Here is a 21,893-nt window from a genome sequence, read left to right on the forward strand (position 1 = left end):
AAAAATGAGAATACTTGTTGTTGATGATGATGTAAATATTCAAAGACTTGTGACCATCCATTTGACCCAGGAGGGATATCAGGTCTTCAAGTCCAATGATGCCGAGGAGGCCTTGTCCCTGCTTGAAAGTCAAAACGTCGATCTCGCAGTTGTCGATGTGATGATGCCAGGAATGAATGGATTCGAGCTGACGAAAATTCTGACCGATGATTATGAGATACCTGTCATCCTCCTCACTGCGAAGGGCCAGTTGAGCGATAAGGAGGAAGGCTTCCTGTCGGGCAGCGAAGATTATATTGTGAAGCCTTTCGAAGTAAAGGAGCTTTTGTTCAGGGTTGCGGTCGTATTAAGGAGGATGCAGAAGGTCATCGATTCGGTCATCCAGGCTGGCAATATGAGGATCGACCGCAACAGTTTTGAAGTTGAGATCAATCAGGAGACCATTCTGTTTCCCTTGAAGGAATTCGAGCTGCTGAGCATCCTTGCATCAAGGATGAATAAGACCACTCCCCGTGCGATATTGATTGAACAGGCGTGGGGAGCCGACTACGAAGGCAGCGAACAAACGCTTAACACCCATATCAACAGGATCCGTGACCGTTTGAAGAAGCATCAGGCAACATTAGAAATCCAGACCATCCGCGGGATCGGTTACAGACTTGAGGAATTGAAATGAGAACATTGTACAGGAAATTCATCACTGCCACCCTGCTCATTCTGGGAATCAGCATTCTGATTGCCTTTATACTGGCCAATGTCGTCTATATGAATTCGACAAGAGGCAAGATTGATCAGCAGAATGTTGCCATTGCCCAAGAGGTGGCCTCAAGTCTTGAACAAATGCATTCGACCACCCATTTAAGCTTCGAGGCTTATCTTGATTCGGTCAGTAAACTTGGCTACCAGATTTATGTTTTGAGCGAAAACGGCGAGGAATTCGATTTTGGGGAACCTTTTTCGAAAAAGAACCTGCCAGTTGAGGCACTGAATGTGATTGAGGAGAAGGAAGTCTATCACGGGATGGACCATTCACCTTCTCCATGGCTGATGATGAGCCATTTTTCCAATCAGCTTGATAATACCGTTGGCGTCCCCTTCACGATTGGCGATCAGGACTTCGGCTTATACCTGAGACCGAATAATAAAATGCTTTTTTCTGATGTACATGTTATTTTCGCCTGGTTCTTTGTCGCAGTTTCAATCGTGAGCGTCAGCGGAGTGATTTGGTTTGCCAAACATTTGATCAAGCCCATCACCAAGCTGACGGAAGCGACCAGGGAAATCACAAGAGAAAATTTCACCTTCCCTTTGAACATCCGTCGGAAGGATGAAATCGGCCAGCTTGCCGAGAGCTTCAGCATCATGCAGACTCAATTGCAGCACAATGATGAAGCGCGAAAAAGTTTCATAAATAACGTTTCCCATGATTTTCAGTCCCCGTTGATGAATATTCAGGGATATGCTGAGCTGTTGAAAACGCAGCAGCTTGACGACGAGCATCGGGAATATGTTGAAATCATTGACCAGGAGTCCAAGAGGCTGTCCAATTTGACGAAGCAATTGCTGCTGCTAACCTCCCTGGACCAAAAATCGTATCCGATGAAGCTATCGGTCATCAGGGTTGACTCGCAAATCAAGGATACAGTCAGAAGGCATCAATGGCGACTGGAGGAAAAGGAAATTGAAATCTCCTACCACCTCCCCCCTGCCCCGATTTTGGCAGATCCGGAATTATTGATGACGGTCTGGGACAACCTGCTGACAAATGCGATTAAATATAATCAGGCTGACGGCAGTATTTTTATCCAACTGACTCAAAACGATGGATGGGTCACCATTACCTTTTCGGATACCGGAATCGGCATGAACGCGGAACAAGCCTCAAAGGCTTTCGAACGCTTTTACCGGGTCGATGCCGCCCGTAAGAAAGACGGAACAGGTTTGGGCCTGTCCATCGTCAAACATATCATTGAATTACACAACGGAACTATTGAAGTGGAGAGTGAGATTCAAAAAGGAACAACTTTTACCATAAAGCTCCCGATAGAAAAACAAACGGAGGAATAAAAAAATGGAACAAACTTGGAGTATTCGACTTATACGATTTTCAGCAGTCTTCGGACTAATCGGAACTTTCCTGGGCTCCCACATGGCCGGCGCAATGGATTACGCCATGCGCCCCATCCACGCCCACATCCTGTTAGTCGGCTGGCTATCCGTATTCGCCTGGGGAATCTTTTACAAAAACTATCAAATCAAATACAAAAAACTAGTCGCCATACACAGCATCCTAGGCATGATCGGCTCATTAGGACTCACCATCGGAATGTGGATGTACAACCTAAACCCATTCAACCTAGACGACACCATCACCATGATCCTATTCATCGCCGGAGGCTCCCTCCTCCTGCTAGCCTTCATCCTATTCGTATTCGTAACCTTCTTTATCGAAAAGAGCAGGTAAACAGAGGGACGGTTCTCCTGTTTTTACCAGGAAAACATAGAAAAGATGACCTACTCACATTTGAGAGTAGGTCATCTTTTGGATTAGATATTATATCAGAGATATGTGCTATAGAACGAATAACATATGATAGAATAGTAGAAGCGGAGGTTCGGTAAATAATGGAAGGGACAAAGTTTCATCCATTGATATTAATAAGTCTTTCTATCAATGCGATCGCAATGGGAATCATTGCTTGTGAAAATTACAGCCAGAATAATATAGGTTTTACTGTGACTTATACTATTTTATTTCTATTTATAATCGCTCTTACAATTTACGGAGTAGTAAGAAATAGAAAAATAAAAAGGAACAGTAGTTAATTAACAATAAATTGTATAATACATTCCCCCCGAGGTGATAGAAATGTTGAACATTGGAGACATTATTTTTCAGTTATTTACACTATTAATTCCATTCAGCCTGATTGCAGCCATTATTTACTTTGTTCGTTCCTCCAAGAAAAGAAAAGAACAGTTAGATCGAATCGAAGAAAAATTGGATCGCGCAGCCAGACAACAACCAAAAGAATGATTAAAACACAGGGACGGTTCTACTGTTTCACTCCGCATATGGAATGAAAACACAAGAACCGTCCCTCTGTTTCTACCTCTGTTTCTACTCGTTAGATAATTGTTTTTGCAATTATACCTCTAGAATAGAATCTCCATATTTCAGTTGCGAGAATGGTTTTCTGATTCGCCTTTGGCTCGAAGAACCTACTTCTTTAACCTTTTTTAATTTTAATCCGACCATGAACTGCGCCCACTTTCCCCTCTACAGTAGTAGTAAAAAAATCCATACAAAACTTAATGTATCTCCACTCCCATAATATGAATGAAAACACAAGAACCGTCCCCCTGTTTCAGTGCCTTTGCCAGCAGGCGGGTTCTTGTCTACAATAAGGACATCTATATTAATTCAATTAATGAAGTTGGTGAACGGAATGAATCTGAAAATGACGGATCGTGTGCAGCAGGCGATGCAATTGTTTATCTCTTCTGGCAGAGATTTTCTGGAGGTTGTGGACGAACACGTTGAAGCCAAAGGTTACTTTACAATAACTAATTTGCATGAAGCTATTGAAAAAGGCAGAATCAATGAAGAAATATCTGGCTTAATGAGTACTTCCACATTAAGCCGGGTTCAACCAGAACTTCCGAATAGTTCAGATTCTGAATATACCCGAATTATATCCAGTGATGCCTTTACCGAAATTATTAATTCATCCTATGATGGAATTTATATAACGGATGGGAATGGAATTACCCTCAAAGTGAATAAAGCATATGAACGGATTACAGGAATTGAACAGGAGCAGCTTGTAGGATTCCACATGGATGATCTTGTAAAGGCGGGTTATATCTCTAAATCCGTGTCGACCCAGGTTATTAAAGAAAAACGGCCCATCACGATGATGCAAACACTTCATAATAAAAGGAATGTCATTGTTTCCGGGACGCCGATTTACGATAAAAACAAAAAAGTACTGTATGTCATCAACAACGTCAGGGACATTACCGAACTTATTCATTTAAAACATGAAATTGAGGATCTGCAGGAAATCAGGAATTTGCAGCAGTCTTCCAGGGTCCTGAATAGTGATGGCTATGATCTCGATTCCATCATACAAACTGACGAAACAAAGAAGGTTTACGAACTGGCGATGCATGTCGCTAAAACAGATGTAAAAGTCCTCCTCTTTGGAGAAACCGGTGTTGGAAAGACCTTGATTGCAAAATATATTCATAAAAACAGCACCCGCTCAACCGGAAGTTTTATCGAAGTGAACTGTGGCGCATTCCCCGCTAACCTGATAGAAGCTGAGCTTTTTGGTTATGAACCAGGAGCCTTTACCGGAGCCTCAGCTAAAGGCAAAAAAGGGTTATTGGAAATCGCCGATCAAGGAACTTTATTTCTCGATGAAATCGGGGACCTTCCGCTTGAGCTGCAGGTAAAGCTGTTAAAGGTAATCGATGAGCAGAAATTCATTCCGGTTGGTTCGACGAAAACAAAGGAAGTAGATGTAAGGTTTATTGCGGCAACTCATAAGGATCTTAAGCAGATGGTCAAAGAAGGAACCTTCAGAGAAGACCTTTTTTACCGTTTGAGTGTTGTACCAATCACGATCCCTGCTCTCAGGGAACGGAAAAAGGAATTAATCCCGTTAATTGATCACTACTTAAGGCTTTTCAACCAAAAATATGAATATGAAAAAACGATATCGATTGAAGCTCTAGATTCTTTAGTGGAATATAAATGGCCGGGAAACATCCGGCAATTGATGAATATCATCGAAAGGCTGGTCGTGACGACGATGCCGGATGAGATTGGTATCCGGGATCTACCCGAGGAATTAAGAGATCTTCCTCCTCACACTCCTGTTACTAGAACGTATATTATGCCATTAAGAACAGCTGTCGAGCATTTGGAGAGGGATTTAATTAAACGGGCACTGAAAAAGTATCGAACAACCAGAAAGGCAGCTGATGCTCTGCAAGTTAGCCAGGGAACCATCGTCCAAAAAATGAAGAAATGGAATTTGTCTGATTAGAATTGTATTCAAAAACACCACTTTGATTATTTTTATAATCGCATGTGATAAATATGTGAACTTTTTGCAGCCTTAAAATATGTCTATTTTAAGGCTTTTTTCTGATTATTTGAATATTGGCACGGAACTTGCATCCTATTTCATTATATTGAAAGGAGAGATTTCAACATGAATGCGGTCTCAACATTTAAAATTGCAAACAAATTGATTACAGGAAACGGAGCTACCACCCGACTCCGAGAAGAAGCAGTAAGACTGCATATGAAAAACCCCTTAATCGTAACAGATGACATTCTGGTAAAAATCGGTGTGACTGAAAAAGCCATCAATCTATTGGAAGGGCTTTCTTACGGGATGTATACTGGAGTGAAGCCCGAACCGGAGCTTGCTCTCGTCCAGGAGTGCAAGGATGTGTATGTTGATGGACAACACGATGGCCTGATTGCACTTGGCGGTGGCAGTGCAATCGATATTGCGAAGGCCGTTTCAGCTTATGCTGGGTTTAATGGAACTCTTCAGGACTTAATCGGAACCGATCTCGTCCCGGAAAAAGGCGCTCCTATAATCGCCATCCCCACTACCGCGGGAACAGGTTCAGAGGTGACGAATATTGCAATTTTATCAGACACAGAAGCACAATTAAAAAAAGGAATTGTAAGCGATTACCTTCTTCCTGATGTAGCGATCGTCTCACCTGAAATGACACTTACCATGCCAAAATCAGTGACAGCAGCAAGCGGAATCGATTCGCTTGTACATGCAATCGAAGCATATATTTCAAACAATGCTTCGCCGATCACAGACGCATTGGCAATCGGGGCGATGAAAATGATTGCAAAGGATCTGCCCAAAGCCTACGCAAATCCAAATAATATCCAGGCCAGAGAAAGTATGGCGACCGCAAGCTTAATGGCAGGCATGGCTTTTGGCAACGCCGGGGTCGCAGCGGTTCACGCTCTTGCCTATCCTCTTGGCGGCAGGTATCATATTCCTCATGGTGTAAGCAATGCCCTTCTTCTTCCCTTTGTGATGGAGTGGAACAAAATTGCTTGTCCTGAGCGCTTCCGCGATATTGCAGAAGCACTTGGAGAGAATACGGCGGGGCTTAGCGATACAGATGCAGCCAACTTAGCTGTACAGAAAATGCGTCAATTATGCGAAATAGTCAATATTCCAAATGGCATGAGAGCATTTGACATACCTGAGGAAGATATCCGTTCCATGGCAGAGGACGCCACTGAAATTACAAGACTATTAAAAAATAACCCAAGAGTTTTATCAACAGATGATATCGAAGCTATCTATCGTTCCGCCTATTAAACTTACAAGGAGAATCAATTATGTGGAAAAATCGTGAAGATATGCAAGAATCACCATATATCCCATTAGGGCCTTTTAAACTCAGGCTTCCATTTATTCACTATCGTTTTGAATGGCCGGATTATGTACAAGGGTTATTATTGTGTGCTGTTGATTTAGCAGCTATCCCTTTGATGACCGAACTGCTCGGAATGCCGTTTGAAGTAGCTCTTGCAGTGGTTATGTTGAATGGATTGCTCTACCTTACCCATCATCTACTGGGCGACCCAGTGGTACCTGGATGGATCACACCTGCTATACCACTAATTATGACTTATGTATCTACTTTCCCTGAAGGAAATGAGCGAGTCTATGCCCTTATTGGATTCCAGTTGACACTGGGGCTCTTTTCAATCCTGTTAGGTGTTACAGGAATGGCGAAAAAAGTGGTCAGTCTTGTTCCTCCTGCTCTGAAATCCGGCATAATCATGGGAGCTGGATTTGCAGCTGTCATTTCAGTATTCCAAGTTGGGGGCAGGTTTGAGTCATTCCCGTGGACGATTTCAATTGCAATCGGTATTGCATTTTATCTAATTTTTTCTCAGCATTTTCAGCAACTTAAATTACGCAATAAATTCTGGATGTTCTTTTCAAAGCTAGGGATATTTCCAATCATTGCTTTAGCTATTATCCTCGCACCTATCTTTAGAGAAGCTCCTTGGCCGAAAATTGAATGGGGGATCAGCAAACCTGATTTTGCCACCCTTTGGAATGAGTATACCGTCTTTGGATTAGGCTTCCCTCCTTTGATGATGTTCCTGACAGGTTTGCCAACCGTCCTTGCCACTTATATTGTTCTTTTCGGTGATGTCCTTCAAAGCAAGGCATTGGTAGATGAAGCAGCAGAGAACCGAAAAGATGAAAAGATTGATTATAATCCAAACAGGGCTCATTTAATCTTTGGTGGCCGTAATGCATTGATGAGTATCCTCGGACCTGATGTTACGATGTGCGGACCGATGTGGGCTGCCATGCAGGTTGTCATTGTCGAGCGTTTTAAGGAAGGTAAAAAAGCCATGAACTCTATTTTCGGAGGCTCTGGTTCGTTCCGCTGGGGTACAAATACTGGGCTGTTATTACTTCCGATTGTCAGCTTAGTCCAGCCTATACTTGGCGTTGCACTTGCATTGACATTGTTAATCCAGGGATATGTCAGCGTCAAGATTGGTATTCTTGAGGCCCGCAGTCAGCGTGACCTCGGTATCGCCGGTGTTACTGGTGCCGTACTGGCTACTAAAGGTGCTACATGGGCGTTTGCTGTTGGAATCCTTTTATGTCTGCTCATCTATGGTAAGCGCTTCTTCATTGGAGAAAACGATCAGACTTTTACGAAGGATAATAGAGAAACAGATTTGAAGAATGTTTCATAAACCTTTTTACGACTCTAGTACACCTAACAAAGCTTTAAGGAGGCATTACCTTGGAAAACTATTCATTATTCATAAATGGAGAATGGACCGGATCAGAACTCGAAACTTTTGACGTTGTAAATCCTGCTACATTGGAAAAAATCGCAACCGTCCCTAATGGTGGTGCTGAGGAAGCAAGACAGGCTGTCGATGCTGCTCATACAGCCTTCAAAGTATGGTCAGCATACTCAGCATACGAAAGAGCTGAACTCATTTGGAAATGGCATCACTTGATCAACGAGAATAAGGAAGACCTTGCAAGAACACTTACCATGGAACAAGGAAAGCCTTTCAATGAAGCGCTTGGCGAAATCGCGTATGCCAATGGATTCTTTTCCTGGTACGCAGAAGAAGGAAAGAGAATTTATGGAGAAACCATCCCTGCTACTGGAAGAAACAAGCGCCTGTTTGTCCAAAAGCAGCCGGTTGGTGTTGTGGCAGCCATTACTCCTTGGAATTTCCCTGCTGCCATGATTACCAGAAAGGTCGGACCTGCTTTAGCTGCAGGATGCACCGTTGTAGTAAAACCGGCAGAACAAAGTCCCCTCACCGCCTTCAAGCTTGCCGAACTCGCGGAGAAAGCAGGATTTCCTAAGGGAGTCATAAATATTGTCACTGGGAACGCTCAGGAGATCGGCAAGATATGGCTTGAGGATACCCGAGTCAGAAAGCTTACGTTTACAGGCTCAACAGAAGTAGGCAAACTGTTGATGCGAGGATCAGCAGATACAGTTAAGAAGGTATCACTTGAACTGGGTGGTCATGCCCCTGTTATCATCATGGACGACGCAAATATTGAAAAGGCCGTTGACGGAGTCATCGCTGCTAAATTCAGGAATGCCGGACAGACCTGTGTCTGCTCGAACAGAATTTATGTACACGAGAGTATAGCCGACGCATTCACAAGCAAGTTCATTGAAAAAGTTGAGCAGCTTCGAGTGGGCAACGGTCTTGAAGAGGGTGTCCATATAGGTCCACTCATCGATGATTCAGCCGTTGATAAGGTCCAAAGACATATTCAGGATGCCATTGAAAAAGGAGCTAATGTAGCGACTGGCGGCGACCTGGTCAAAGACCAATTCTTTGCCCCTACCGTCATTACCAACGTAAATGATGAAATGCTTTGTATGACAGAAGAAACTTTCGGACCAGTCGCACCTGTTACAACCTTCAAATCGGAAGAGGAAGCGATTGAACGTGCCAACGACTCAATCTTCGGCCTTGCTGCATATGTCTTTACGGAGAACATATCAAGAGGAATCCGAATCACCGAAGCACTTGAATATGGAATCATCGGCCTAAATGACGGCCTCCCTTCAACACCGCAAGTACCATTCGGTGGCTTCAAACAGAGCGGTCTCGGACGCGAAGGCGGACATTACGGGATCGAAGAATTCTTGGAAGTGAAATACATTTCATTAGGTTTATAAAAAGAAGGCCAGTCATGTATACCATTGACTGGCCTTTCTTTTACTCTATGAAGTAACCTTTCACAAGCCGATTTGCAACCCCTTTACAAATGGACAATAATCATTACAGTACATTAAAAGAAACGAGGCTATGTCACTTTGTTTTCGTTTTCATCTTTCTTTCCAACTGCTGTCCAATGAACTTCTTGAATGCTTTGATCGGCTTTATTGATGAAGCACTCCTCCACTTTACATACTCCAGCGCGAGGATACAGAGGATCAGCCAGATTCCGCCTGCCAGATAGCCGGCGATGACGTCGCTTGGATAATGTGCCCCAAGATAGATCCTGCTGATGCCAATGAACATAATCATTACCCCACCTATGTACAGCGCCGCCCATTTGAATGTTTTTTTCAGACCGGAGCGAATCAGGAAATAGCACAAGAAACCGTAGAAAATTAAAGAGCCCATCGCATGGCCGCTTGGAAAGCTGTAGCCGATTGCATCAATGGTTTCATTAATGGATGGTCGTTCCCTGCCGAAATAGTATTTTAACAGCTTAGTCAAGATGCCTCCCCCTCCGATGCCAATGAGGAAAAAGAGGATGCTCCATTTGTCTTTCTTTTTTACCCAAAGAGTGGCTATGATGATGATTGAAAAGATTGTCAGGAACCAGACCGAACCGAGTTCAGTAAAAATAAACAGGATGACATCTAATGTATCTGAACTTACCTGCTTGAAGAATTGAATGATACTGTCATCAAATCTCTTAACCTCCGATTCCAGCATTTCTTCCGCAAGCTCTGCAAATAGGTAGAGAAAAGCCATGGACGTTCCCAGCCCTATCGCGACCAAAAGAATCGGAAGGATCACGTTTTTAGCTTTCGTTTGTTTTTCACACATATCCCCTCGGTTCCTCCCTTCTCCTATATACATAATAGGAATTCCCTTTAGGAAAATGATGCAAACCCCAAAAAACAGAGGGACGGTTCTACTGTTTCACAAAACAGTAGAACCGTCCCCGTGTTTTCATTCTTGGTATAATTGATATTAGATATTCGGTGTGGAGGCGAAAGTATGTTAAAAAATCATCCTCAATTTATATTTCGTATTGATGAACGACCGGAATTCGTGAATGATTTAGCCGATGTCGATGTACATTCGACTGAGTTGTTAATCCGTGGTAAAACTAAAAATATCGAAAAGTTGAAGTCTTTTTCTAAACTGACGAAATTGTGGATTTATACAGTTAACCAAAATGAATTCAATACGATTCTGAGCTTAGTGAATCCCAAGATGCTCTATGTCTATGAAATGAGAGTACATGATTTATCCATAATAAGCACTCTTGAAAACCTTGAAGTTTTGGCCCTCGAATGGAATACTAAAACCCTAAGTTTATGGGATGTATCAAAAAACACTTCTTTAAAAGCATTATCAATAGTAGACTTTTCAAAGTTAAATGACATAAGTCCCCTCCAGGAAAGCAGTTTAGAACTGTTGCAGTTATCAGGAGGGATTTGGAATTCATTAAATTTACATACTCTTCATCCTTTACGTTACCTCAAAGATTTAAAATACCTGGGATTAACAAATCTAAAAGTGAAAGACGAGTCTTTAGAGCCAATAGCGGAATTAACGGGGCTAAAGGAACTTGAAATTTCCAACCAGTTCCCGACAGAAGAATATGCCAGATTATCCGTTGCCCTCCCAAATACCCAATGTGATTACTTCCGACCCTACATCTTTTTATCGGATCCAATTGATGAAAAAGATGTGATGGTGATAGGAAAACGAAAACCCTTCTTAAACTCAAAAGCAGATGTAAAAAAGCTGCATAAATACGAAGAGCAATTCAAAGCCTTCCAGGAAAAGTTTCAAGGCTAAGCAAAACAGAGGGACGGTTCTCCTGTTTTACCAAAAACAGGAGAACCGTCCCCGTGTTTTACCGTGTATTATGTTAGAATTCTAAGTGAGATTATTTCACAATCGAGGCACTAATCTTTAATTAAAATAATGAAAAGGGTGGTGTTCTTGGATTTACTTCCTTATTACCTAGTAACACTGTTAATTATTACTGCGGTTTCGTATTTTTTATTTTTAGTTATTAAGAAGCTGCGTTTTAGAAAATTACTGTCAGGTTTTTTTGTCTATCTTTTAGGAAGTTTTATTATATCTGGTATCTTAATTTACGCTTACTTCTTTTCTAATGGAGCATATGTAAATAGAGGGATTGCTGGTGCATATATAACAGTGCTCTTTGTTTTAATTGGTAATGGAATAGCTTTTGGGTTAACCCATTTCTTAGGGGTAAAAAAATATCAAACTTTTTCTGGGATGTTTTATATTTCCTTACCCTTAACAGGATTGCTTTCCATTGCTGCTTTTCTCATGATTGCAACTATCTTTAATTTATAAAGCTTCAATATTGATTGCTTAACTTGGTAAAGAATTACATCCTTGTTCAGCTGACGAAGCTGCAACACCTAAATAAGATCATAGATGAGTTGGGGGATTGTGTGAGCCTTTTTAAGTTTTTTGTCTATCAAATCGTTATTTCTATGTTAGGCATAGCGAATAATTATTTTTTTAAGGATCTTATGTATGAACAATTCCAAATCAGTAATAAATTAGTGGTTTCAATGATTAAAACACCTATTGATTTGGTATTAGTTTATTTTACCTTTAAATTATATTCCTTTTTAAAAGTTAAGTTGAGATATAAGATCCTTATTCACGTAAGTGCATTTATTGTTGGGTTTATAATTTTAGGATTGATACTTAATCAAATAGTTTTGTAAAAACAAAAGCATTTGAGTTAAAGGAGAATTGATTATGGCCATTTCCGAAAGACCAAGAAGAATACTATTAGATTTAGCAGTTACTTTAGATGGATTTATCGAAGGTCCTAATGGGGAAATTGACTGGTGCATAATGGATCCTGATATGGACTTCAAAAATTTCTTGAATCATATCGATACAATTTTATATGGTAGAAAAAGTTATGATTTATGGGGGCACTATACACCTGATAATGGACTTTCTGATACAGAAAAAGAAATTTGGGAATTAGTACATAGCAAAGAGAAATATGTGTTTTCTAAAACACAAAACAGGTCAGAAAATAACGTTACTTTTATAAATGAGGATATTAAGGATGAAGTCATTAAATTAAAGAATAAGCCTGGCAAAGATATCTGGCTTTATGGTGGAGCGAGTCTAATTACTACCTTTGTAAACTTAGGTCTTGTCGATGAATTCAGATTATCTGTTCACCCTATTGTTTTGGGAGAAGGAAAACCCATGTTTATTGACATTAAACAAAGGGTGAATCTTAAACTCGTTGAAACAAAAACGTTTGCTTCTGGTGTGGTTCAACTATGCTATCATCTAAATGATTGAAAACAGAGGGACGGTTCTCCTGTTTTTCCAAAAACAGGAGAACCGTCCCCGTGTTTTAATTCCCGTTTGAAAGGATTGCCTGTTGCACTGTTCCATACGTTTTTAATTTTGAGAAGTCAATTCCGGTATTGATGACGTCGATTGCCATTTCAGCTCGTATTCCTGTTAACAGCGTTTCGATTCCGATCAGCTTCAGGACTTTGTGGATATTGAAGACCCTGGCGGCAATCTCACCGTCAATCGTGGCGATCCCTGAGAAGTCGATGATCAGCGTCTTTATTCTCAATTCGCTGATTTTCGGGATGACATGTGTCATGATATAGTCGCTGCGTTCGAAATCGAATTCCCCGATCAGCGGCAAGATTGCCATGTCTTTTTCGATTGGAACGATCGGCGAGGAAAGCTCAGTGATGATTCTCTGATTCTTCCTGTTTAGTTCTTTTGTCCGCCTTTCTCGCTCAATCACCGTTTGGGTGATGCTCAAATCTAGCAGGTAGCTCAGTCGGTTATTGACATGGACTACTTCTTCAGTAGTAAGGCACTCGGCAACCGATACCTTCGTCAGCATTTCAATCAGCTGCAAGCGAGTTTCCGCATAAGGTTTCATGATGTTTTCAAGCTCTTCCGCAACATATTGAAATCGCTTTTGCTTCAACTGCTTTTCATCATGCCACCTTATGAACCTCTCAGCCACCTCCTCGTTTGAGAGATTAAGTGTCTCGCCCAAAAATTGCAGAAATTCTATATTTGTCTTGATCGACTCAGCAATCAAATCAGCCGGCAGCTCAATATCAAGCTTGCTCAAGTTATAATCCGTAATCTCCCTGCTAATCCTTTCCGCATTTTCAATAAGGTATTTAGAAAATCTCTCGATTGGATTCACCATGTCAGCTCCTATAAACAATCCCATATTTTCTTTTTTTAAGATTATAACACGTTTGAATTGCTAACTAGAAATTTAAACAAAAACAGAGGGACGGTTCTACTGTTTCAAGTTAAAACAGTAGAACCGTCCCCGTGTTTTAAGTTGCTTTTCTTTCACTCCACTTGAATAGTATGACTCCGCCTAGGATGATTAGTACTCCGATGAATTGTTGTTGTGTGAATGGTACTTTTTCTAGTCCCATCCAACCGAGTGAGTCCCATAGGACGGCGAAGCCTAATTGTGAGGTTAGGACAATGGAAATGGCAAAGGTCGGACCTAAGTACTTAATTGCCTGAACGATGCCGGTAACGACGCCAATTCCTAATAATCCACTGAACCAATACCACCACTTCATTTGTGAAAAATTGAATACCTGGCCACCCTCAAAAGCCAGTCCCAGAACTAAAGAAGCAGCGAATCCCAGACCCAGCACTAATGAAGTCGTCGCCCAGGACCCTGCCTTTTCGTTGACCTTACTGTTGAATATATTTTGCAGGCTGACAAGTGCCCCGGCAACGATGGCAAATAGTAACCCAAAAACCATAGATACTCCTCCTAGATGTCAAACTTTTCACTCATAGAGATTTTCTTTTGCCAGTATCTTAAGCCCTTCCAGGTCTTTAATGATGAGCGTCCCTTTATTACGTTCCACCAATCCAGTTAAGCAGAATTCCTTTATGACACGATTCAGGTGCCTGTAGCTGGTACCAATCAGATTGGCGATGTCAGTGAGGTTCGACGTACTTACCATCCCATTGACCAGGGCGTCATTTTCATCATAGGCAACCGATACTAGATAGCTGGCTAACCGAGTCTCTACGGGGTATAAAATGTTATGACGCATAAATTGTGATTTAATATGGAATTTCCTTGTAATGATTTCTAACATAAATTGCAGGAAGGATGGATGATTCTTTAAGAATTTTCTCACCACACTTTGGCGTACCCCTATCATGACGACGGAAGAAACAGCCTCAACGGTATTGATTGTAGGAATTTCTTGTACATATTCAATATCCCCGATTACCTCGAGTGGTGTTTTAAATGATAAGATTAATGTCTTCCCATCTTCGGAAGTGGTGAAAATCTTCACTTTCCCCTTGACCAGAATATATAAAAACTCAGCAGCCTCCCCTTGAGAGCAAATCACTTCGCCTTTTTCGAAATGGTAAAGTGATAAATACGGTAAGATTTCTTCAGTAAATAAATGCGCAATCTCGTAGGATTGTATATATGATTCAAGCTGCTCAATCGTTTTGCTTTGTTTCATGTGCATTACGTCCCCTTTTTCATTACATGCCCAGGATCATCACGCCTGCTACCATCATGGTAATACCAAGTAGCTGCGGCAGCTTTATTTTTTGCTTTTTTAAGTTGAACCATCCGTTCCTGTCAATCATGACAGTCATACCCAACTGGGCTATCAGCATGGCAGAAACCGTGAGTGTAACGCCAATGAAATGGATGGCCGTAACATTACTGAAAACAACAATCGCTCCGAACGTCCCTCCGATTAAATAAAGAGGCTGGACCTTCTTCAGCTCTTGCCAACTCCCGCGACCACCGGCAACCACCAAAATCAAGAACGCCATCAAAAACCCCGTCAATTGAGTAATCGTCGCCGTCTGCCAAGTACCAACATCCTGGCTGATCCGCGAATTAGCAACCCCCTGCAAAGTAATAAACCCCCCACCCAATATCGCAAAAACAAGACCCTTCATAAAACCTCTCCTCATCCCTAACTTAACGTATACTCCTATTAAAGAACAGAACGAGGAAAGCCAGAAAGGACATATGTCCTAAAACAGAGGGACGGTTCTCCTGTTTTTTCCAAAAGCAAACACAAAAAAATGGGAATGTTCACCCTTAGGCTGAAATCAAAACACAAGAACCGTCCCCGTGTTTCAAGAAAAAAAGGCTGAACATTTTAGTTCAGCCTGAAATTTATTTCTTTTTAACTAGTTCGTATCCGTTCTGCTGGATGGAGTATTCGACTCCTTGCTGCAGGCTTGAGAATGATTTAATGCCTTCAAGTTTTACATGCGAATGTAAAATTTGGATGCTCAGTTCTGCTGAGACTCCGACAAGGAAACATTGGCCACCAATAAGGCGGATGGACTGGATTAACTTTTGAATCCCATGAATGGTATATGGATCCACCTGCTTGATTCCCGTCAGGTCGATTAATAAGTATCTGGCCTTCAGCCTGGTCAGTTCTACCAGGGCTTTTTCAATCATATTTCTAAGCCGCTCATCATTATATTTGCCAATCAACGGGATGACAAGAATATCCTTTAGGACCGGTATGACTGGAGAGGAAAGCTCTTGTACCAATGTGGATAGCTCTTGGGTACGTTCCTCTACTTTCTTCTCGAGTTCGATGATGCTTTCCGATTCCTTCTTTCTCGCCAATTCATGGATGTTTTGCGAAATGGTCAAGGTAGATGGAAAAATCTCAATCTCATCGTAATCATGCCCTTCCAACTGGCTTTTCACCATCTTATACCACATGTCTTGTCTGAATAGCCCACTGAAAATCCCGGCCCAATGGCTTGGAAGCAAAACTCCTGCTTCATTTTTATCAGCAAGCTTGAAAATGCGATGTTCCCAGCTGTTGCGTATTCTCACAACGGCCTTTTTTTCCTCATAAGAATACTCATGAATCTCAAAGACACCCCAGCCAGCACTTTTGTAAATTTCGGCATATTCTTCCAGCAGTTCGGCCACATCCGTTCTGCCTTCATAATAAGAGCTCACCAGTTGACCCATGCGGAAACCCGTTACTTCATAAACAGTCTTTGAAACGTCACTGCCAGAAATTTCTTCAATCGTATTCAGGAACAGCTCAATCGCCGAATCCCAGAATAGCAAAGCAGGAGCACCATCAAACGTCAGCTCGCCCTCCTCGCCCTTCCATCTAAACTCATTTTTATTAACCTTAATCTCGTAAGAGGAATTTCCCATTAATATACTCCCTAAAATTGTGAATTAATACAATTCTATCTCAAACAAAAGAAAATTTCCAAGAAAACAGAGGGACGGTTCTTCTGTTTTCAAACAAAACACAAGAACCGTCCCCCTGTTTTACCCCTGTTTTACCCCTGTTTTACCTCATTTCAGCTGAATGAAATTCCTGGTTAGCTCTGATTCACTAATGGATATTCTCTCTGATAAATCTTCGGTGCGCAGGACGAACTCTTTAACACCGATAAATTCAGATTCGACAATAATATAGAATTGCGTACCTTTTTTAAACTCCCTAAAATTATTCTTTAGCCGATATTTCTTCATCATCCCGCCTGGCAACTCCCATGATGTTTTTTACTATTTTAACACAAAGGGACGGTTCTACTGTTTCAAATGAAAACACGAGAACCGTCCCTCTTTTTCACGAAACACAAGAACCGTCCCTGTGTTTTAACCGTGTGTTACTTGATTTGTTCTAATATATGCGGGTCTTTTATTTTTGTGTCGTTGGCGAGCAGGATGGTTTTGGATAGGATTTCGGCTGTTTTTGGGTCTTCGTCCATGAATGGCAGGAAGATTCGGCCTCGGTGTTGTGAGTGTACTGGCAGGATGTTGATGGCTCCTGCTGCTTGTTTGAACACGGTTCCGCTTCCTAAATGGATATTATACTCTCCCAGCTGGCCTGATATATGTGCGAAGCTTCCTTCTATTCTCCCATTCTCGATCTTCATTAATCTTAAAGATTCGAGGAGGATTGCTTTACGCATTTCAATTGTTGTCAGGCTGGCTTCTGGGTCGACTCCTCCTGCGTGGGCGACACTGACAACCAGGTCTACGTCTCTCATGGTTTCTGAGAATAAGACTTTCGGAATCTCGCTCAGTTCGAGAGATTTATAGGTATGCCGATCAAAAAACTCGACCGTCTCAATGGTTGGATTCTCGATATCTGAAGGTGAGAACCAATCAGCCATGGCATGGATGGAGGCAATGATATTTTCTTTATAAAACACCTTTTGCAATCCTTCATCATAGTTCACAGTCCAGAGGCGATTCTTCAAGAGGGCCAAAGCTTTTCTTGGCTGGACCTGATGCCCGGCATATCTCCTTGAAACGGTCCCGGCAGCCAGTTCATCAGCATTGAGCTGATAAAATTCGCGGAACACCTGCTTGAACGGCTGTTTGATTTGGTGATCAAACAAATGCCTTTGATATGAACTCCACTTACCGCTTTCAAAAAGATGGACTGGATGGGCAATGATGATTTCATCCGATGGCTGAATCCGATAATCTTCCCCATCTGGCGTCTGAAGTAAATCCCCCACCACAAAACCAAGATGTTCCTCCACCTTAAACACCAATGTCTTAACCAATGGCGCAATAACAGGATTTTTCATCATATTCATAAGCTCATGCAGTCGGAATGGCGTTTCCATTTCCATCGAACGTTCTAGTTCGATTTTTGCCCTGCTGTATTGCTCTTTAAAGGTCTTGTTTATTTCCTTAAGCTGAACGATTGTTTCTTGCTTCTTGTATTTTGCCGGCACTGACTTCAAGTGCTTTCCGTTTTTAACAACAGACAAGTTACTTCTTCCGAATTCATCAATCACTAGCTGCACTGTCAGATCATCCAAGGTAATTGGCTGTAAAAATGGTGCCAGCTCCTCCATTTGTCTCGCTTCCATCTCCCAGCGAAGTCGCGTCACATCCTTATAACCCGCATTCCTCGCGAGGTTATCAAGCGCAATGTTGACAACCTTCGCTTCACTTTCCCTGCGCTGCGCTCCGAATTGTTTGCTTTCCTTCAGAAACTGCTGGATGAATTCATAGCGCTCCAGCACAGCCTTCGGGTTATTTTTCTCAAGAGGAATTAAGCTGTAACACAATAAATGGTCTTTGTTCCGCTTCGTCTGGGCGGAAAGCTTCATATCATCCAGCTCCAGCTTTCCAACCACGGCATCTGCGAAAAGTTGGGAACGACGATGATTGCCTCCAGATGAAATGTACTTCGCACACTCATATAAAATCCTGAACTTTTCTTCCCCTAAGGCCTCATACGCCTGATTGAACCAGTCAATATCAAATGCGCCATCCCTGAATTCCTCTGGGGTGATCGGCGAATAATGGGCGACGATCGTTTCCTTTTCTGCCGACATCGTCTCATTAACATGGGCATGGAAATACCAAGCTCCGGAACGCAAGCCATCCCATTTTAAATACCCAGCGACCAGATCAATCCATTGCGGAGCATACATTGCCGCTTCGAGTAGCCGCTTTTCGCTGATTTTTTTCGCTTTGACTAGCGCCACAAATTCCTCCTGGGTTTCCCCGGGTTTCGGATGGCAAACCCTGAGCAAGTGGCTCAACGCTTCCTTCTTCGTGATTGACTCGTGATCGTAATGATAAATATAACCGCGGACAAATGCTTCTTTTTCCAGGGCCGCTAATATGGTCATCAAGTATGGCATGCCCTCAAAATGCTGAATCTCCATGGCAAGGGTAGAAACTTCCGTCGCCATTTCCCCGCGTTGAAGTTCAATCTCCAGAATCCTCGAAACCGTCTTTTGCTTGATTGGCACAATAGAAGGATATTTCCGCTCAATAGATTCTTTGGTGTAGGTGAGCTCAAACACCCGCCTTGGACTCTCCTCTCTTCCCAACAGCTCAAGGTAAAAATCATTCTCTGTCAGCAGCTTCAAGTCATATGCATGGGCCAGTTCTTCCAGTGAAGGTGGGAACTCTTTGAAACTGGTATAGGCGTACAATTTATACAAACCAGTGAAGTATGCCGCATAGGCAGCATCATCATGAATGGATTCCTTGCACCACTCATGCCACGGCTCAACCAAAACTTGATATAAATCCCGATCTTTCTTGCGCTTGTCCTCCGGAATGACTTCAATCATTGAATAAAACATTTTGCAGGCAAAATCGAACACATCCTTTTGATCTGCATCCTCCATGTAGGCGTACAGGATTTCCCTCACCTGCTCACCGTATGGAAGCTTTTCGATAAAATTAGAGACTTTCTCTATTTTTTCAAAAGGATAGAGCTCTTCCAGCAATTCCTGGCGCCAGTCATTTACCCGCTTGAGCCCGTTCCGTTCCCAGTATTCAAGCTTGCCAGAGTAATAACGGTAAACATAGTCCAATTTTAAAAGCAGAACTAACTCCATCAATTCTCTGACAGTAACATTGGCACTTGAAAATTGCTCAGTCCACACCTTCGGAAGCGGAAGGCTGCTGATTCCCTTTTTGCGTTCTTCATCATAATTATCATCTCTTCTTAAATCTGTGCCGAGTAATAATGTTTCCCTTGTTCCATACCAGTTCGATTCATATTCAAAATCCCTGTACTCATGGACCGTTTCTGACAGTCTGGTGAGGATTTCCTGAATCCGGTCTTCTGACATCGTAAAATAGTCACTCAACGGGATGCGTTCGAACTCGTTCTGTGTGGCAAGCAGCGACGGTGTGGCTTTCGGATCATATAGATTGAAACCATTTTTCAAGCTGTGTGCCTCGCGTACGGCGAGTTTATCGATCAACAGCTGTTCTTTGGGAGTTGGACTTTTGATCAACTGCCACTTGTTCTGCATCTTTTTAAATTTTCCAGACTGTGTTTCTTTTAGCTCATGGATGATATCGAGCGCGCCGACGTGCTGCCACTCGCTTTTGCTTGTCAGCAAAGAATCCAGGGAGGCTTCCAGTTTTTCTTCATCCAGGGCAAGCAGAACCCTAATTGCCTGCTGCCTCAAGCTGCCGCTTTTCAGTTTTAATAGTTCCTCGACCCGTTTGATTTCATCGGCGGCAAGAGACATCTTCATGATCTTTGTTAGCGCTTTTTCCCGGTTAGTCATACTCCTGTCAGACAGACACGCAAAAATAAAATCACGCTGCTCTTTGATGTTTTCCGAAATAAAGCAATCTAGTAAATTGCCTTTTGTTTCAGGACCTAGCTGGTCTTTATACTCCAAAAGGATGGAAAGCATTTGCGGATCCATATCATATGCAAACAGATACATCATTTTCTGAGCAATTAAATCCGCTGAGTAAGGAACCTCAACGTCCTTGAACACTTTTAGCGGAACGTTGGTTGCTTTTTTCGGTGCCTCATCCAGCATTTGCTTGAAAAGGGAGAACTGGCGCAGCCGTTCATTCTTATCTGCAAGGGCTGGAATTTTTTGAATCGACATCTTTGTAATCGTTTGATTCGTTTTCCTGTTGAAGTTCCAGGTATAGTTACACTCATACGGATAGTTCTCCAGGATCAGCGCGCGAAGCTCATGGTTGGTTTCACCCAGGATGCTGGAACTGACTTCATATTTAACCTGCTCATTCTGGCTCTGGGTAAGGGCAAACAAGGCCACTTCCTTTTGATACCTTTTGCCGTTTCTTGCAATGGCCGCAATCTTCTCCTGGGCAGTTTCCTCCTCTATGACCGCTGAAGCCCAGAGGCTGATATAAAGCTGATTGGCATCTTCGCTCTCTAGCCACTCTTCCCTGATGGATTCATGTTCGAGACACTGATGCATCATCTCGATGACTTGCTTCGCGACTCTTGTACTGGTAGCTGCAAGGGTCATGCCGGTCCAAACATCCATCGCCCGGACGATCGAGCTGTAGCGAACGAGGTTTTCGTCGATGATGACCTTCATTAGATATGTGGTTGCGGCAAGGCATCCCTCATCCATCGTTTCAACGATGCTCTGGCGAAGGCCTTCCTGGAGCCTCGCTGCCACGAGTAGATCCCCCACGAGTTTGTAGAGATCCTCCCTGTGGCTCAACATAATCCCTTTTAAAATATCCCGGTTCAGCCAGGCAACGCTGTTATCACCGTAAATGCTATTTTTCACAAATTCCTCTGCCTGCTCATTCCCGTTGTCCAGCTCATAAGCAAGAAGATCAGGTAGCACTGTCGTGTCGAGCTCATGAACCTGGGTTGACAGCAGGCTGTAAATCGGGTTTTGAACCCGGGCCAAATCAAACAGCGACACACATTTTTCAAGAAACCGTTCCCAATGCCTGTCCCAATTTTTCGAGCGGTAAGGCCTTCGGTCATAACCCTCGCTATATGGATACTCTGGTGCATGGGTGAGGAAATATGCCAAAATATCCGAGCGGCTGGAACCCAGCAAATGTTGCGTAATGTCTATCAGATGCTTAATTTTCTGTTGCGTGTTTTCCGCTGAATCTCTGATCAGTTTATAAAATAACGAATAGTGCCTGTCCCTGTCATAATAATCGCTCTGGACAATTTTCAGTAATCGATTAGCAAGAGGCTGCAAGGTGACATCAAGACTCTTTACTTTTTCCAGAAGCTCTTTTTCAAAATGTTGATTGATGTACAAGACCATTTCGACCATC

19 protein-coding genes are annotated in these 21,893 nt (G+C 42.5%); 11 read left to right on the plus strand and 8 right to left on the minus strand.

What is annotated here, in order from left to right; all coding sequences use genetic code 11:
* Positions 1-4 precede the first annotated feature (4 nt).
* The 8 genes from EJA10_RS03245 (at position 5) to EJA10_RS03280 (ending at position 9,255) form a co-directional block, all read left to right on the plus strand.
* Entirely contained in the window at positions 5-676 is a 672-nt protein-coding gene (locus EJA10_RS03245) for a response regulator transcription factor (protein WP_125478570.1), read from the plus strand.
* A complete protein-coding gene (locus EJA10_RS03250) occupies positions 673-2,067 on the plus strand; it encodes a sensor histidine kinase (protein ID WP_125478571.1) in 1,395 nt (464 codons plus the stop codon). The genes EJA10_RS03245 and EJA10_RS03250 overlap by 4 nt, the downstream gene beginning before the upstream one ends.
* A gap of 4 nt (positions 2,068-2,071) precedes the next feature.
* Positions 2,072-2,464: a hypothetical protein gene (locus EJA10_RS03255; RefSeq protein WP_125478572.1), complete on the plus strand. Its 393-nt coding sequence runs from the start codon at positions 2,072-2,074 to the stop codon at positions 2,462-2,464.
* A gap of 405 nt (positions 2,465-2,869) precedes the next feature.
* Entirely contained in the window at positions 2,870-3,037 is a 168-nt protein-coding gene (locus EJA10_RS03260) for a DUF4083 family protein (RefSeq protein ID WP_246017667.1), read from the plus strand.
* Positions 3,038-3,395: 358 nt separating this feature from the next.
* Positions 3,396-5,057 (plus strand): sigma-54 interaction domain-containing protein, encoded by a 1,662-nt coding sequence (locus EJA10_RS03265; protein ID WP_246017668.1) that lies wholly within the window; start codon positions 3,396-3,398, stop codon positions 5,055-5,057.
* Between the two features lie 168 nt (positions 5,058-5,225).
* A complete protein-coding gene (locus tag EJA10_RS03270) occupies positions 5,226-6,377 on the plus strand; it encodes an iron-containing alcohol dehydrogenase (protein WP_125478573.1) in 1,152 nt (383 codons plus the stop codon).
* A gap of 17 nt (positions 6,378-6,394) precedes the next feature.
* Positions 6,395-7,786, plus strand: coding sequence for a hypothetical protein (locus EJA10_RS03275; RefSeq protein WP_125478574.1), 1,392 nt, complete (start codon positions 6,395-6,397; stop codon positions 7,784-7,786).
* A 50-nt stretch (positions 7,787-7,836) separates the two neighbouring features.
* Positions 7,837-9,255 carry an NAD-dependent succinate-semialdehyde dehydrogenase gene (locus EJA10_RS03280; RefSeq protein WP_125478575.1) on the plus strand — a complete coding sequence of 473 codons (1,419 nt, stop codon included), beginning with the start codon at positions 7,837-7,839 and terminating at the stop codon, positions 9,253-9,255.
* Between the two features lie 133 nt (positions 9,256-9,388).
* Here EJA10_RS03280 and EJA10_RS03285 read toward each other — a convergent pair whose 3' ends face one another.
* Positions 9,389-10,138 (minus strand): phosphatase PAP2 family protein, encoded by a 750-nt coding sequence (locus EJA10_RS03285; protein WP_125478576.1) that lies wholly within the window; start codon positions 10,136-10,138, stop codon positions 9,389-9,391.
* Between the two features lie 174 nt (positions 10,139-10,312).
* Between EJA10_RS03285 and EJA10_RS03290 the strand changes: the two genes are divergently transcribed.
* The 3 genes from EJA10_RS03290 (at position 10,313) to EJA10_RS03300 (ending at position 12,637) form a co-directional block, all read left to right on the plus strand.
* Positions 10,313-11,122, plus strand: coding sequence for a leucine-rich repeat domain-containing protein (locus tag EJA10_RS03290; RefSeq protein ID WP_125478577.1), 810 nt, complete (start codon positions 10,313-10,315; stop codon positions 11,120-11,122).
* A 147-nt stretch (positions 11,123-11,269) separates the two neighbouring features.
* The gene (locus tag EJA10_RS03295; protein WP_125478578.1) at positions 11,270-11,653 is read left to right on the plus strand and encodes a hypothetical protein; all 384 of its coding nucleotides are present in this window, start codon (positions 11,270-11,272) and stop codon (positions 11,651-11,653) included.
* 417 nt (positions 11,654-12,070) lie between these two features.
* Positions 12,071-12,637, plus strand: a complete 567-nt coding sequence (locus EJA10_RS03300) for a dihydrofolate reductase family protein (protein ID WP_125478579.1) — start codon at positions 12,071-12,073, stop codon at positions 12,635-12,637.
* 55 nt (positions 12,638-12,692) lie between these two features.
* Here the strand turns inward: EJA10_RS03300 and EJA10_RS03305 are convergent, their stop codons facing one another.
* From EJA10_RS03305 to EJA10_RS03335, 7 genes are all read right to left on the minus strand, one after another.
* Positions 12,693-13,523: an STAS domain-containing protein gene (locus EJA10_RS03305; RefSeq protein ID WP_170169050.1), complete on the minus strand. Its 831-nt coding sequence runs from the start codon at positions 13,521-13,523 to the stop codon at positions 12,693-12,695.
* A gap of 136 nt (positions 13,524-13,659) precedes the next feature.
* Positions 13,660-14,106: a DMT family transporter gene (locus tag EJA10_RS03310; RefSeq protein ID WP_125478581.1), complete on the minus strand. Its 447-nt coding sequence runs from the start codon at positions 14,104-14,106 to the stop codon at positions 13,660-13,662.
* Positions 14,107-14,133: 27 nt separating this feature from the next.
* Complete coding sequence (locus EJA10_RS03315) at positions 14,134-14,832, minus strand: Crp/Fnr family transcriptional regulator (protein WP_125478582.1); 699 nt, start codon at positions 14,830-14,832, stop codon at positions 14,134-14,136.
* 22 nt (positions 14,833-14,854) lie between these two features.
* Positions 14,855-15,283: a DMT family transporter gene (locus EJA10_RS03320; protein WP_125478583.1), complete on the minus strand. Its 429-nt coding sequence runs from the start codon at positions 15,281-15,283 to the stop codon at positions 14,855-14,857.
* Positions 15,284-15,506: 223 nt separating this feature from the next.
* The gene (locus tag EJA10_RS03325) at positions 15,507-16,526 is read right to left on the minus strand and encodes an STAS domain-containing protein (RefSeq protein ID WP_125478584.1); all 1,020 of its coding nucleotides are present in this window, start codon (positions 16,524-16,526) and stop codon (positions 15,507-15,509) included.
* Between the two features lie 147 nt (positions 16,527-16,673).
* The gene (locus tag EJA10_RS03330) at positions 16,674-16,856 is read right to left on the minus strand and encodes a hypothetical protein (protein WP_246017669.1); all 183 of its coding nucleotides are present in this window, start codon (positions 16,854-16,856) and stop codon (positions 16,674-16,676) included.
* A 134-nt stretch (positions 16,857-16,990) separates the two neighbouring features.
* Complete coding sequence (locus EJA10_RS03335) at positions 16,991-21,883, minus strand: DUF4132 domain-containing protein (RefSeq protein ID WP_170169051.1); 4,893 nt, start codon at positions 21,881-21,883, stop codon at positions 16,991-16,993.
* Positions 21,884-21,893: the final 10 nt, after the last annotated feature.

This window comes from Mesobacillus subterraneus (genome assembly GCF_003937825.1).
GTDB classification, from domain to species: Bacteria; Bacillota; Bacilli; order Bacillales; family Cytobacillaceae; genus Mesobacillus; species Mesobacillus subterraneus.

Bases quoted from the DNA above. Each gene is read 5' to 3' on its own strand.
- EJA10_RS03245 (WP_125478570.1), top strand. From the start codon at position 5: ATGAGAATACTTGTTGTTGATGATGATGTAAATATTCAAAGACTTGTG.
- EJA10_RS03250 (WP_125478571.1), top strand. From the start codon at position 673: ATGAGAACATTGTACAGGAAATTCATCACTGCCACCCTGCTCATTCTG.
- EJA10_RS03255 (WP_125478572.1), top strand. From the start codon at position 2,072: ATGGAACAAACTTGGAGTATTCGACTTATACGATTTTCAGCAGTCTTC.
- EJA10_RS03260 (WP_246017667.1), top strand. From the start codon at position 2,870: ATGTTGAACATTGGAGACATTATTTTTCAGTTATTTACACTATTAATT.
- EJA10_RS03270 (WP_125478573.1), top strand. From the start codon at position 5,226: ATGAATGCGGTCTCAACATTTAAAATTGCAAACAAATTGATTACAGGA.
- EJA10_RS03285 (WP_125478576.1), bottom strand. From the start codon at position 10,138: ATGTGTGAAAAACAAACGAAAGCTAAAAACGTGATCCTTCCGATTCTT.
- EJA10_RS03290 (WP_125478577.1), top strand. From the start codon at position 10,313: ATGTTAAAAAATCATCCTCAATTTATATTTCGTATTGATGAACGACCG.
- EJA10_RS03300 (WP_125478579.1), top strand. From the start codon at position 12,071: ATGGCCATTTCCGAAAGACCAAGAAGAATACTATTAGATTTAGCAGTT.
- EJA10_RS03305 (WP_170169050.1), bottom strand. From the start codon at position 13,523: ATGGTGAATCCAATCGAGAGATTTTCTAAATACCTTATTGAAAATGCG.
- EJA10_RS03310 (WP_125478581.1), bottom strand. From the start codon at position 14,106: ATGGTTTTTGGGTTACTATTTGCCATCGTTGCCGGGGCACTTGTCAGC.
- EJA10_RS03315 (WP_125478582.1), bottom strand. From the start codon at position 14,832: ATGAAACAAAGCAAAACGATTGAGCAGCTTGAATCATATATACAATCC.
- EJA10_RS03320 (WP_125478583.1), bottom strand. From the start codon at position 15,283: ATGAAGGGTCTTGTTTTTGCGATATTGGGTGGGGGGTTTATTACTTTG.
- EJA10_RS03325 (WP_125478584.1), bottom strand. From the start codon at position 16,526: ATGGGAAATTCCTCTTACGAGATTAAGGTTAATAAAAATGAGTTTAGA.
- EJA10_RS03330 (WP_246017669.1), bottom strand. From the start codon at position 16,856: ATGATGAAGAAATATCGGCTAAAGAATAATTTTAGGGAGTTTAAAAAA.
- EJA10_RS03335 (WP_170169051.1), bottom strand. From the start codon at position 21,883: ATGGTCTTGTACATCAATCAACATTTTGAAAAAGAGCTTCTGGAAAAA.